The sequence below is a fragment of the Acidithiobacillus sp. genome, assembly GCF_023229925.1.
Classification (GTDB): Bacteria; Pseudomonadota; Gammaproteobacteria; order Acidithiobacillales; family Acidithiobacillaceae; genus Acidithiobacillus.
This window is the reverse complement of sequence record NZ_JALNYM010000001.1, coordinates 370,133-383,141: the sequence shown is the minus strand read 5'-3', so window position 1 is coordinate 383,141 and position 13,009 is coordinate 370,133. Positions and strand designations below refer to the sequence as shown.

Genomic DNA, 13,009 nt, shown 5'->3' with positions numbered 1-13,009 from the left:
GTCTACGGGCTCAGCAGGTCAGGAGACAAGGGGATCACAAGGCCGCATTGGCAAAATCCGCCAGACGCGAACGCTCCCCACGACGCAGGGTGATGTGTCCGCTGTAGGCCCAGTCCTTGAAGCGATCCACCACATAAGTCAGACCTGAGGTGGTTTCCGTCAGATAGGGCGTGTCGATCTGGGCAATATTACCCAGACAGACGATTTTGGTCCCCGGACCGGCACGGGTGATCAGGGTTTTCATTTCCTTGGACGTCAGATTTTGCGCCTCGTCGATGATGACGAATTTCTCCAGAAAAGTGCGTCCGCGCATAAAACTCATGGACTTGACGCGAATCCGCTTACTGATCAGATCCTGTGTCGCACTGCGCCCCCAACTGCCGCTCTCATCACTGCCGCGCGCCAGAATTTCCAGATTGTCCTCCAGCGCCCCCATCCACGGCAGCATTTTCTCTTCCTCCGTGCCGGGCAGGAAGCCTATCTCATCGCCCACCGGTACCGTCGCGCGGGTGATGATCACTTCCGAGTAGCGCTTCTGCTCGAAAATCTGATGCAGCGCTGCCGCCAGCGTCAGCAGCGTCTTACCGGTACCGGCATGACCCAGCAGGGTGACAAAATCAACGTCCGGATCCATGAGTAGATTCAATGCAAAATTCTGCTCCAGATTACGCGCCAAAATACCCCACACCGCATGCCGGTCACTCCGATAATCGGTTATGCGCTCGATAATGGCGTGTTCTGGATGCACTTCACGGACGATCGCGGCAAAGTCTTCGGCCGATTCTTCCGCTGTGCTGAGTGCGATAAATTGATTGGGATGCCAGTGCTGAATGGCAGGGCCGCTGATTTTATAATAACTCCGCCCGCTCTCCTGCCAGGCGTCCAGATCACGACTATGCAGATCCCAAAAATCGGCACTCAGCGTCTCTGCGCCCGTATAGAGCAGATCCACATCATCCAAAGCACGATCATTCTGGTAATCCTCCACGCGAATGCCGAGGGTGCGCCCCTTGATGCGGAGGTTGATGTCTTTGCTGACCAGAATCACGTCCTTTTCGGGATGGCGATTTTGTAAGGCCAGAGTCACGGCGAGGATTTCATTATCCGCCTTGCCGCCGGCCAAGTCTTCCGGCAGCACCTGCTGATGTGCGGCAGTCTGGAAATAAAGTCGTCCCTGAGCGTAGGGCAGCACCAAACCCTGATCCAGATCGGCCGTATCCGTCAGCATCTCGTCCAGATAACGGCTCACCTGACGCACATTGCGTGCCTGCTCACTGAGGCCCTTTTTGTGCTGATCCAGCTCCTCCAGCACGATCATCGGCAGCAGGATGTCATGTTCCTGAAAGCGGAATAGCGCTGAGGGATCGTGCATCAGCACATTGGTATCCAGAATGTAGAGACGCACCCTCATCTCATTTGAGCCTGCCATTTCCCGGCTACTCATGGTAGCTGCTTGACGATTTGCAACACGGCGGCTGCATGTCCGGCGGCCTTCACTTTACGCTCGATGTAGGCGATTTTGCCTTCCCGGTCGATTACGAAAGTGCTGCGTTCAACACCAATACCCACCTTGCCGTAATTGTTTTTTTCCTTGAGCACATCAAAGGCCTTGCAGAGTGCTTCATCGGTGTCGGCCAGAAGCGGGAAAGGAAAGTTAAACTGGCAGGAAAACTTTTCATGGCTAGCGACCGTATCCCGGGAAACACCGAGAATTTCCGCGCCAGCGGCCTGAAATTCCTGGTAAAGTGCCGTGAACTCCTGCCCCTCTGTCGTACAACCCGGCGTGTTATCTTTAGGGTAAAAATAGAGCACCACGACCTTCCCGTGCAGGTCATCGAGGCTGATGGACGATGCCTTACCATAGGCTGCGGCATGAAACCGGGGTGCAGGTTGACCGACGGTGATGATTTCTGAGGACATGAGGAACTCCTGAGTGGGCCTGACCGAAAATCTAGCGCGGCAGATGGGGCGCTGTCCAGGAAAGCAACACAAGGCCATTGCTTGCGCCCTCCCCGCCTTCTGCTCTAGCATGACTTCATGACGTATTTATCACCTCCCCATCCCCTCACGGCGGAAGTTTCCGATGCCGAGGCAACGCAGCGTCTCCGCGCTATCGGACAGCGTATCACCCGTTTACGGGTAGCAGTCTTCAAGACGCTGCTGGAAGCCGAGCAACCACTGAGTCACCCCGAACTGCGGCAACGTCTGGAGGCGTCGGATACGGGGGCGATTGACCGTGTCAGCCTCTACCGTAATCTGGAATGGCTGGTACAGATCGGACTGGCCCACCGGATCACGGCAGATGACCGAATCTGGCGTTTTAGCGCCCGCCGTGAAGAAACGGCGACCCAACACCCGCATTTCCATTGTGTTTCTTGCGGCCAAGTGTTTTGCCTGCCCGAAAGCAGTGTACCGGTGCCCTGCTTGCCCGCCGATTACTCCATGATTGAAATGGAACTGGTGGTCAACGGGGTCTGCGCCCACTGCGGGAAGGAACCGCCGAAAGAACTCGATAAAAAAGTCATTGCCTGATAACGTGGCGCGCTGTGCCTCGCCCGCCACCATGACAATCAGTCCTCCAGTTCTTGCGCGCTCACCTTCGGCACATTCTGCAAAGGCGGACGTTCCCAATCGTAATCACTGGTATTGCCACCCCGTTGTTCGTATGTCTGATAGCGCTGGTACGCATGCACTTTTGCCACCTCTCTCTGTAATTCCAATTCGGCGCGGGCAAAATCCATCGGATGAACCGCGGCCTTCGCCAAGGTGCTTTGCGCGTCTCTGATGCGCTCCTTGCTATCCTGAATATCAATATCCATGATCCGCAGGCTCGCATTGGCGAGAATAGTCACGATATCGGGCTGAATCTCTAACAGCCCGCCCTCCAGAAAAAGAATCTGTGTTTGACCGTCGGTTTGGGTAATACGCAACTCTCCGGCACGCATCCCTGACAGCAAGGGCGCATGCCCCGGTAATATGCCGATCTCGCCCAGTTCCGCTGGCACGGCCGCAAAATGCGCCAGTCCGCTGTACACTTCGCCATGGATATCCACCACATTGATACGGAATGCTCTGTTCTGCTGCATATTTATTCCTTTTCTGAAAGCATCGCCAAAAATTGTGCTTCAGTAAGCTGTTTCAAGCCCAGTTTTTTGGCTTTTTCTGCCTTGCCGCCCGCTTCTTTCCCGACGACCACGTAGCTTGTTTTAGCGGAAACGGTGCTGCTGGCTTTTCCGCCTGCGTTTTCTATGGCGGTTTTCGCCTCTTCCCGAGTCATACTGTCTAAAGATCCGGTGAGTACCAAGGTCATCCCCTGAAAACGCCCGCCTTTTTGCGGCTCGATGACGTCCCAATCCAAGCCGGCATTCCGTAATGCCGCGATCACCTCACGGTTATGGGGTTGCGCAAAAAAATGGACGATGGATTCTGCAACGATGGGTCCCACATCGGGAATATTCTGCAAAACCTCCGGCGTCGCGGCCAGTAAGGGGTCCAGATCCCCGAAATAGGCCGCCAGAGATTTGGCCGTGCTTTCACCCACCTGACGGATACCCAGGGCGTAGAGGAAGCGAGGTAGGCTGGTATGGCGGGAATGTTCTATTTCCGCAAGCAGTTTTTGGGCGGAGCGACTGGCCATGCGCTCCAATCCGCAAAGCGCTGCTTCGTCCAGATGGTAAATATCGGCTACGGAGTGCACCAGGCCCTGCTCGACCAGTTGCTGCACGAGTTTTTCGCCCAGGCCCCGGATGTCCATGGCCTTGCGCGAAGCGAAGTGCTCGATAGCGCCCATCCGTTGCGCCGGGCAATAAAGCCCACCCATGCAACGGTGCGCCGACTCGTTGGCCAAACGCAAGACTTCTGAGTCACAAACCGGACAACGCAACGGCATTTGCCAGGGCTGTGCGGCCGCTGGCCGTTCTTCCTTGAGCACCATGACCACTTCGGGGATCACATCCCCGGCGCGACGCACCAGCACTGTGTCGCCTACGCGAATATCCTTACGATCCACTTCATCCTGATTATGCAAACTGGCGCGGCTCACGGTCACGCCGCCCACTTGCACGGGCTGCAAGACAGCCACCGGAGTAATCACGCCGGTGCGCCCTACGGAAGCCAGGATATCTTCAACCACGGTACGTTCTTCGTGGGCCGGAAATTTATAGGCAATGGCCCATCGCGGTGCGCGGGCGGTGAAGCCTAACCGTTCCCTGGCTGCCAGATCATCGACCTTGAACACGAGACCATCTATTTCAAAAGGCATGCCTTCGCGTGATTTCTGCATTTCATTGAAATAGCTTTCGCATTCCGTAAGATGGTGAACACTACGCAAGTAAGATGTCACTTCAAAACCCCAGACAGAAAGGCTGTGCATCGCCGCGCGGTGCGACTCTCCCAGAGGCGTGCTGCTTTCTCCCCATCCCCAGGGGAAAAATGCCAGAGGACGCTTCGCCGTCACGTTGGAATCCAGTTGCCGCAGGCTGCCCGCTGCCGCATTGCGCGGATTGGCGAAGGGATTCTCTCCCCCGCGCAGCCGCTCTTCATTCAATCGCCGAAAAGCCGCCACCGGAATCACTACCTCCCCGCGCACCTCCAGCAGGTCCGGCCAGCCCTTGCCCGCCAGTTGCAGAGGAATGTTGCGGATCGTGCGGACATTGGCAGTAACCTCCTCACCGGTTTGACCATCTCCGCGGGTCCCGGCCTGCACCAGTTTGCCATCGAGGTAACGAATACTGACCGAGAGGCCATCAAATTTGGGTTCGGCGCTGAGCGGAACATCCTCGCGACCGAGCCCCTTCTGCACACGCGCCAGCCAATCGCCGAAACCACCCTGATCAAACACATTGTCGAGAGAGGTCATTGGTACGGTATAGCGTACTTCCGCAAACACCTCCAAGGGGGCTGCCCCTATCCGCTGGGTCGGCGAGTCGGCGCTTTGCCACTGCGGATTACGGTCCTCCAAAGCGCGGAGCTCGCGCAGGTGGGCATCATATTCCGCATCACTCAGGGTCGGTGCATCGTGCTGATAATAGGCTTTATTGGCGGCCACCAATTCGGCATGCAATTGCTGAATACGCTCGAAGTCAGTAGGCTTGCTCCGCTCCACCACCCGCTCCTTCTGTAAAAACCGGAAACATTTGCCGCGCCAGCATATCGCAAATGCACTTTCTGGTATAATCCGCCATGCATTCGCTATGGCCCCCTCTCACTGGATGAAGAACCTATGGCCCTCACCCTTTTTGATCTGGACAACACCTTGCTTTCCGGCGACTCCGACCACGCGTGGATGGAGTTTCTCGGCAGCCGCGGCATTGTCGATACGGAACATTTTAGCCACCTCAATGATCGGTTTTATGCCGAATATCAAGCTGGCACCTTAGATATTCAGGCATTCCTGAATTTTCAGTTGGCCCCCCTGGCGGCACATCCTCGTGCCCATCTTGACGCCTGGCACCGGGAATATCTGCAGGAGCGGGTGCTGCCGATGATATCCGAGCGCGCGCGCGCCCTGGTAGAGGAACATCGCCAGCGAGGTGATACCCTGGTCATCATTACTGCGACCAATCGCTTTGTGACGGCACCCATTGCTGAAGAACTGGGCATCGCCCATCTGCTCGCGACGGAACCTGAAGAGACGGCATCGGGTGACTTTACCGGCCGTAGCGTCGGCATTCCCTGCTTTCAGGCGGGCAAGGTGCAACGCTTGCGTGACTGGCTGCGGACGCAGGAATTAGACTGGGAGAACACGCTGCGGAACAGCACGTTTTACAGCGACTCGCACAACGATCTGCCTTTACTGGACACCGTCACCCATCCGGTCGCCGTTGACCCGGATCCGCGCCTGCGCGCCATCGCCGAAGCGCGGGGCTGGCCCATTCTTTCGCTGCACCCGGCGCGCGTCGAATAATTCGTCCCCCATTTTCCATCGTAGCTTCGCGCATCCAATCACAAACCGCCCCTCTGATTTGCGCCATTAAGAAATGTGTACTATAGGCTTAGAAAGCTTATTAGTTTCCGTGAGACGCCATGAATTGCGTAGATCAGGCGATCTATGTCGCCATTGAGGAAAGGGACGCGCATACAGCTCAGCATTGCCTGCGCGTTGGCTATCTGGCAGAGGCTTTGGGTTGCGCCATTCACCTAAAAAACGGTGACTTGTCGCCGCTGCGGGAGGCTGGATTCGTGCATGACGCGGGGAAGATTGGTATTCCCGATTCCATCTTGATGAAATCGGGTCAGTTAGACGCTCATGAATGGAAACTCATGAAAGACCATACCCTCTGTGGAGAGCGCATCATCGCAGCACAATCATTTCTGCCTTTGTCAGGACCAAATCAGCCTATCGTCGAAGCCGTGCGACACCATCATGAACACTACGATGGATCCGGCTATCCTGATGAAATGAAAGGCGATGAAATACCCCTATTTGCCAGAATCATTCTAATCGCTGATTGCTACGCGGCCATGACTGAAACTAGAGCATACCACCAGGGTAAATCTCACGAAGAAACGATGACAATCATGAACGCCGAGTCCGGAATATACAGCGATCCAGAACTTTTTGAAGCCTTTTCAAAAATGATCGAAAACTGCCCTCTGCGACGTCGCCAAGCACCAACGCTCAAGGAGCCCCTACACCCATGCTGAGGGTGCCGACTCTGGATGATTATGCCTCAACCGAATAGCTTGTGGGTGATACCCGCAACGTGGCGCCCCTGGAACCGGGCGATCGCCAGTTCGTTGGCACTGGGCTGGCGGCTTCCATCGCCCTTAGCGAGGGTGGTGGCACCATAAGGTGTGCCACCGGTGATCTCATCCATATTCATGAGCCCCTGGCAACTATAGGGAACGCCTACCACAATCATGCCCTGATGAAAAAGGAAGCTGTGAAAAGACGTAATGGTCGTTTCCTGGCCACCGTGTTGGGTGGCCGTGCTGGCAAAAACGCTGCCGACTTTGCCCACCAGTTTGCCTTCTTGCCAAAGATTACCGGTACGGTCGAGAAAATTGCGCATCTGGCCGCTCATGTTGCCGAAGCGGGTCGGCGTGCCAAAAATGATGGCATCATAATCCGCCAGATCATCAGGGTGCGCTTCTGGAGCCGCCTGCCCGGTTTTGGCGTGCATGGCGGCCAAGGTTTCTGCCGGCATGCTTTCGGGCACTCGCTTGATGTCCGCCGTCACTCCAGAGACCTCCTGTACTCCCTCGGCGATAGCCTGGGCCATGGTTTCGATATGACCCCAGAGGCTGTGATACAAAACCAGTATTTTGCTCATAATGAACTCCTCGCGTCAGTGAATGTTGCCTGCCCAGTAAAGACCATTTAGTATATTTTGTGAAGTAGGTACGGATTAGTAACCATGACTCGACAAACCAAACAGGAAACCATGTGCCCCATGGACGCCCTGCTCCGCTTGCTGATGGGGCCATGGACCACGCATATCCTGTGGACCCTGAGACAGCGCGGCCCCCTGCGTTTTGGGGTGCTTAAACGGGAAGTGCGCGGTATTTCTTCGCGCATGCTGACGGAGCGCTTACGCACCCTGGAGGCGGCCCAGGTCGTCTTCCGGGAGTATTATCCCAGCGTTCCTCCAGAAGTGACCTATGGCCTGACCCGGCGCGGACTGGAACTGCGGGAAGTACTGGACGCGCTGGATACGCTGGCGCGATGCTGGAATACCGAGGACACGAACAGGGAAGACAGGCCCCAGGAACAATCCCGCTCCGTTACTAATTAGTACCCACTTTTGAACATGGATACGTCCTCGATCGCCGTCCGAACCTCCGCAGCGTGGGTCAGTAAAAGCGTATGTGATCCCGTCTCCAGCAGATGAAGCTCTGCCGTCGGCAGATGTGCAGCCATCGCCAAACCGACCTGCGGACTGGTCAGTTGATCCTGGGCACCCTGCCAGATGTGCACCGGCACTCGAACATCCTCCAGACGGAAAGGCCAGGGGCGGTTGAGCACCGCGAAGTCATCGGCCATCCCTGCCGTTCCTTGCCGCATCGCTTCCCGCAAGTCGTCGCACAGCTTCGCCAGGACGTCGGGTGCCGCCAACAGCGACTGGTCACCGGCGTTCATCTTTGCCGCCAACTGCGCCACGAAATGTTCCGGCTTCTGGCGCACCCCACCCATTCTGAGGCGCAACAAAGCCCTGAGGAGCCACGGCGCCCTGTGCACCAAGGTAAAGAGGGCATGATCTTGATGATGCAGAGCGGACCATATCTCGGGGAGATCGGTCGGCCCCGGGCTGCCCGCCAGATGCACGCCGCGCACCCGCTCCGGCATGGCATAGGCGCAGGCCAGCGCGTAGGGACCACCGCCGGAGAAACCCAGCACCTGAAAGGCGTCAAACCCCAGACGGTTTACCAAGACTTCGCCCATTGCCGCCACTTCGGTCATGGTGAGTCCCGGCTGCCGGCCCGATTCTCCGTAACCCGGTCGGTCAAAGGTGATCCAGTGCAGACCATCGCGAAGGGCCGCAGGCAGCAATTTCAGTTGCAAGCGGGATCCGGGCGTACCGTGAAAGAACAATACCGGCAACCTCCCGTTCAGGTTACCGCTATCTTCATAGGATAGAACCTGGCCGGAAGCCAAAGTGAACGACTGTGTCATCTCTCACTCATTGCCTGAAAAAATGGGCTGCCTGACGTCCACCGAATACCAACGGGAACCACGAGTGACGATTATTGCTAAAGTTATACTTGAAAAAACGACTCGTAACGAGTTATATCATACATAATCATCAGACGCCGGTTCCAGGAACCAAGCGCTCCTGACCTTACGAGACAGCCATCCAGGGCGCCTCCAACCAGGATAAAATACGAAGCAAGGGGTGAAGAATGACGGACTCGACATTTTTACTGGTGACGGTGTTGTCCTTATGGATATCATTGGAACTGTGTCTGGAATATTTTTTCAGGTCACCGCCGAATGCCAACAAGCAGGACGGTGGGGCCTCAAAAATATTTAATGTGGTGATTCTTTCCAGCGTCGGAGGCTGGGCTTGGATGGTGGGATCTGAGGTTCGCTATGAACTACATGTTGCGCTCTATCTACCGCGCGTGGGTTGTGCGTTGCTGATGGCGGGGTTGCTGTTGCGATTCTATGCGATCATAACCCTGAAAAAACACTTCACCGTGGATCTGGCTATCCAGCCTGAACACCGGTTGATCCGACATGGACCATACCGCATGGTACGCCATCCTTCCTATACGGGCGCGCTGCTGTGTTTTTCCGGCCTGGCATTATCCGTAGGCTACTGGGCGACGGCAACGATTATTCTCCTTCCCGTCCTTTTGGCCTACCTCTGGAGAATCGCCAAAGAGGAACACATTCTGACGACTGCGTTCGGGATCGCCTACCAAGAATACCGCAACTGCACGTACCGGCTCATTCCAGGTATCATTTAGTGGGGTTGCGCTGCTCTGAGTGGCTCAAAATCGGTATTTCAAATCCGCCGCGGCAAGGCAGTAATGAAGATGGTTTTGTTGCGTAACCCGGAATAACCAATAGGCTTTAAGGCGCCGTTTCCTCACGGAGCGCTGCCTGCGCCAAGGTGTCCGCCACTTCTACTCGCACCACGCGGGAGATGCCCGGCTCCGTCATGGTGACGCCCACCAGTTGCTCGGCGACCTGCATGGTCAGACTGCGATGGGTCACAATCAAAAACTGGGTCTGTGCCGCCATTTCCTGCACCAGATGGCAAAAACGTCCGACATTGGCATCGTCCAACGGTGCATCCACCTCGTCGAGCACGCAGAAAGGCGCAGGATTCAGGCGGAACAAGGCAAATACCAACGCAATGGCAGTGAGCGCCTTCTCGCCACCGGAGAGCTGCTGCAGACTGGCGTTGCGTTTGCCCGGCGGTTGCGCACGCAGGACCAGTCCCGCATCCAGCAGGTCTTCGCCCACCGGGCTCAGTTGCGCCTGCCCACCACCAAAGAGAATGGCGAAAAGTTCCTGCAAGGCTTGGTTGACCTTGTCGAGGGTGTCCCGAAAGCGCGTGGTCGTCTCCTGATCCATGGCTGTCATCGCCTCTTCCAGGCTGCGCAGGGCCGCTTCCACGTCTTCGACCTGCGTAAGCAGGTTGCCGCGCCGATCTTCCAGCTCCTGCAACTCTTCTTCGGCGGCGAGATTCACATTGCCGAGACGGACGATGGCCGCGCCGATCCGGGCAATGTTTTCTTCACAACGGATCACGTCTGGGCAGGGTCCGGGGTCTTCCCCCATATCCGGCGCAAGCACCGCGGCGCGTTGCTGCAATTCTTCCAGTCGCGCCTGCAGACCTGCGAGTTGCTGATCGGCGGCGGCCCCGGACTTTTGCAGGCCGCGCAACTGTTCCTCCAAATGGTGGCGCTGGCTTTCCTGTTGGTGAATCTGCTGCCCTGCGGTCTGCGCTGCGCTCTGCAAGGCCAACAGTTGGGCATTACGCTCAGCCCGCAAACGCACTACGACCTCCAGTGCCGTTTCCATTGCCAGCAGCCCCGCTTGCAGGCAGGCGAGTTCCTCGTCTCCCTGAGCCGCCGTCATGGCAAGCTGATTCCCTTGCTGTTGCAGGTCTACGGCACGGGCAATGGCGGCCTCTGACTCAGCCCGCAAACGCTGTTGCTGGACTTCAAGTGCTTGGCGTTCGTCTCGCAAGCGACCATAAGCTGCGCGCAACTCTCCTACCCGACGCCGTAGCCCATCGCTTGCCCGCTGCGCGTTTTGTACCACCTGCTCCAAATCTCGCCAGCCGCTTTCATCGTTAGCAAAATCCTGATGCAGTCCTTGCAGGCGGGTCTCCAACGCTGTCCGTTCGTCGTTGAGTCGCTGGGACTCAGCGACGCGTTCTGCCCGTTGTCGGTCTTCCGCCTCCACCCGGCTGCGCAGACGGGCGAGGGATTCCCGCTCTTCGGCGTTTTGCCGATTCAAGATTTGCCAGCGGCTATCGGCCGTTCGCACCAGCTCCTGTATGGCCCGCGCCCGTTGTTCGGCAGCCGTCAATGCCGCATGGGTGGCAGCGGCCTCGGCCTGTGCCTGACGAAAACGTTCGCTATTTTCCACCAGCTCGCGGCGACATTGCAGCAGACTGGCGCCATCTTCATGCTCTGGATATTCCATCCCCGAGCGATGCACCAATATACCCTGTGGCGTAATCCAGGCCTCTCCCGCCTGCAATTGCTCACGCTGACTGAGGGCAAAGGCCAGATCCGGAGCCATGCGCAGCCCCCACAGCCAATCACTCAGTCCTCGGCTCAGGGTCGCGGGCCTTTCCAACGCCTGTACCAACGTATCCGGCGGTAGATCAGGTGGTAACGCCGCGCTCTTCCACAATATGCTGCCCTGAGTGACCGTACTGCCGCCCTCCATCACCGAGGCGTGCAGGCGACCACGCAACGCCACCTCCACCGCGCGTTCCCAGCCGGGCAGTACCCGTATCTGGTCCACCAGTCGGGTGCTTGTCATGTCACTTTTCACAGCCGGTTTTTGCAGCCTTTGCAGCAGACTCTCCAGCGCCTTTTGCCGGGCCCCGCACTCCTGCATCCTAGCCTGCGCGCCGTCGCGCGGTGCACGCAAAGCCGCGGCCTGGACCTGGGCCGTTTCCAACGCATCGCGTTGCCCCTGAAGCGCCGTTGCGGCCTCTCTTAACGACATTTCCCCGGATTGGCAATGTGCTTCCAGCGCTTCCAAAGCGGGGCGCTCCGAGGGCATTTCCGCGGACTGCTGTTGCAAACGCCGTTCAACATCCTTCAGGCGCGGCTCCAGCTCACAAATTTGCGCCGTCGTCACGTCCCTTTTGCGGCGCAGTTCCGCCAAAGCCTGCTGCTGTTGCTGACGTTCATGATCCTGCTGTTCGAGCTCGCGCTCCGCTTCCTGCCGTCCGCGCCGGGCGCGCTCATCCTCTCCGGTCAATGCGTGCTGGCGAACGGTTAACGTCTGCAAACGCTGCTGCCGCTGGCTTTCAGTCTCCGCCTGGCGTGCTTGTTCAGACTGGATTTTTTGCTGCTGTGCCCGCTGCTGATTCAATCCACTCAGGCAGCGTTGGATCGCCGCCTGTTGTTCCCGAAGCCGATGTTCCACATCGCTTTGCCGGGCCTGCGCCTCATAGAGCTCACCTTGGGCGGCGGCGATGGCGTCCTGGCCCCGGCGCTCCTCCGCACGCAGTTGATCCAAAAGCTGCGATGCGGCAACAAGATGCTCCTCTTCGTGCTGATAGGTTGCTTGCAGCGCGGCGCGCCGTGCTAGGGTCTGTTGGCGCTCCGTTTCGAGAACATCCACGCGAAAGGCCACACCCCACCACTGCCATTGACGCTCCTCCACCCGTAGGGTGCGCAACTTTTGCGCCGCCTGGGCCTGCCGCTGCAAGCGTTGCCACTGACCGTCCAGCTCACCGTGAATGTCATGCAAACGCTGTAGATGTTCCCGCGTTTCGGCAATGCGTTGTGTGGTCTCCCGCCGCCGCTCCTTGTAACGACTGATGCCACCCGCCTCTTCCAGAATGGCGCGCAAATCGTCCGGGCGCGCTTCAATAACCCGCCCGATAGTCCCCTGCTCAACGATAGCGTAGGCATTGCCGCCAAGTCCGGTGCCGAGAAACAAGTCGCCCACATCGCGCCGCCGACAGCGGGCACCGTTAATCCGGTAATGGCCGTCGCCCTTGCGGTCCAGACTGCGTTTGACGCTGATTTCAGCCACGTCGGCAAAGGCGCCGGGAGCCGCCCTATCGCTGTTATCAAAGCGCAACTCGACCGTCGCCACCGACGCGGCCGGTCGACTGCCGCCGCCATTGGAAATCACATCGCTCAGGGTGCCGCCGCGCAGTTGGCGCGCCGAAGATTCACCGAGCACCCAGCGCAGAGCGTCAACCGTGTTGGATTTGCCGCAACCATTGGGACCGACAATCACCACGGGATTGGCGTCGAACTGAATGCGCGTGTTTTCGCGAAAGGATTTAAAGCCCTGGAGGACGATGGCCGAGAGGCGCATGAAGGGAGTTTTTTGCTATAGTATGCCAAATTGGTGAAG

Annotated in this window: 12 protein-coding genes; 5 read left to right on the top strand and 7 right to left on the bottom strand. The window is 57.7% G+C overall.

Annotated elements, in window-relative coordinates; genetic code table 11:
* Positions 1–34 precede the first annotated feature (34 nt).
* Complete coding sequence (locus tag M0P56_RS02010) at positions 35–1,444, bottom strand: PhoH family protein (protein ID WP_291508378.1); 1,410 nt, start codon at positions 1,442–1,444, stop codon at positions 35–37.
* Entirely contained in the window at positions 1,441–1,920 is a 480-nt protein-coding gene (locus tag M0P56_RS02005; RefSeq protein WP_291508377.1) for a peroxiredoxin, read from the bottom strand. The genes M0P56_RS02010 and M0P56_RS02005 overlap by 4 nt, the downstream gene beginning before the upstream one ends.
* 117 nt (positions 1,921–2,037) lie before the next feature.
* On the opposite strand from M0P56_RS02005, the gene M0P56_RS02000 reads away from it, so the two are divergent.
* Positions 2,038–2,532 (top strand): Fur family transcriptional regulator, encoded by a 495-nt coding sequence (locus tag M0P56_RS02000; protein ID WP_291508376.1) that lies wholly within the window; start codon positions 2,038–2,040, stop codon positions 2,530–2,532.
* Positions 2,533–2,570: 38 nt separating this feature from the next.
* On the opposite strand, the gene atpC is transcribed toward M0P56_RS02000, so the two are convergent.
* Together atpC and ligA are read right to left on the bottom strand one after the other, a co-directional pair.
* The gene (gene atpC, locus M0P56_RS01995; protein ID WP_291508375.1) at positions 2,571–3,086 is read right to left on the bottom strand and encodes an ATP synthase F1 subunit epsilon; all 516 of its coding nucleotides are present in this window, start codon (positions 3,084–3,086) and stop codon (positions 2,571–2,573) included.
* A gap of 2 nt (positions 3,087–3,088) precedes the next feature.
* Positions 3,089–5,104 (bottom strand): NAD-dependent DNA ligase LigA, encoded by a 2,016-nt coding sequence (gene ligA, locus M0P56_RS01990; protein WP_291508374.1) that lies wholly within the window; start codon positions 5,102–5,104, stop codon positions 3,089–3,091.
* A 117-nt stretch (positions 5,105–5,221) separates the two neighbouring features.
* Between ligA and M0P56_RS01985 the strand changes: the two genes are divergently transcribed.
* Together M0P56_RS01985 and M0P56_RS01980 are read left to right on the top strand one after the other, a co-directional pair.
* On the top strand, positions 5,222–5,905 hold the full coding sequence (locus tag M0P56_RS01985) for an HAD family phosphatase (protein WP_291508373.1): 684 nt from the start codon (positions 5,222–5,224) through the stop codon (positions 5,903–5,905).
* Positions 5,906–6,024: 119 nt separating this feature from the next.
* Positions 6,025–6,645: an HD-GYP domain-containing protein gene (locus tag M0P56_RS01980; protein ID WP_291508372.1), complete on the top strand. Its 621-nt coding sequence runs from the start codon at positions 6,025–6,027 to the stop codon at positions 6,643–6,645.
* A gap of 26 nt (positions 6,646–6,671) precedes the next feature.
* Here M0P56_RS01980 and wrbA read toward each other — a convergent pair whose 3' ends face one another.
* A complete protein-coding gene (gene wrbA / locus M0P56_RS01975; protein ID WP_291508371.1) occupies positions 6,672–7,274 on the bottom strand; it encodes an NAD(P)H:quinone oxidoreductase in 603 nt (200 codons plus the stop codon).
* An 84-nt stretch (positions 7,275–7,358) separates the two neighbouring features.
* Here wrbA and M0P56_RS01970 point away from each other — a divergent pair, with 84 nt between their 5' ends.
* On the top strand, positions 7,359–7,736 hold the full coding sequence (locus M0P56_RS01970) for a helix-turn-helix domain-containing protein (protein ID WP_291508370.1): 378 nt from the start codon (positions 7,359–7,361) through the stop codon (positions 7,734–7,736).
* On the opposite strand, the gene M0P56_RS01965 is transcribed toward M0P56_RS01970, so the two are convergent.
* Positions 7,733–8,614, bottom strand: a complete 882-nt coding sequence (locus M0P56_RS01965) for an alpha/beta hydrolase (protein ID WP_291508369.1) — start codon at positions 8,612–8,614, stop codon at positions 7,733–7,735. The two genes, M0P56_RS01970 and M0P56_RS01965, sit on opposite strands and share 4 nt — an antisense overlap.
* Before the next feature lie 227 nt (positions 8,615–8,841).
* Between M0P56_RS01965 and M0P56_RS01960 the strand changes: the two genes are divergently transcribed.
* Positions 8,842–9,411 (top strand): isoprenylcysteine carboxylmethyltransferase family protein, encoded by a 570-nt coding sequence (locus M0P56_RS01960; RefSeq protein WP_291508368.1) that lies wholly within the window; start codon positions 8,842–8,844, stop codon positions 9,409–9,411.
* 106 nt (positions 9,412–9,517) lie between these two features.
* Here the strand turns inward: M0P56_RS01960 and smc are convergent, their stop codons facing one another.
* Positions 9,518–12,970, bottom strand: coding sequence for a chromosome segregation protein SMC (smc, locus tag M0P56_RS01955; protein WP_291508367.1), 3,453 nt, complete (start codon positions 12,968–12,970; stop codon positions 9,518–9,520).
* Positions 12,971–13,009 lie beyond the last annotated feature (39 nt).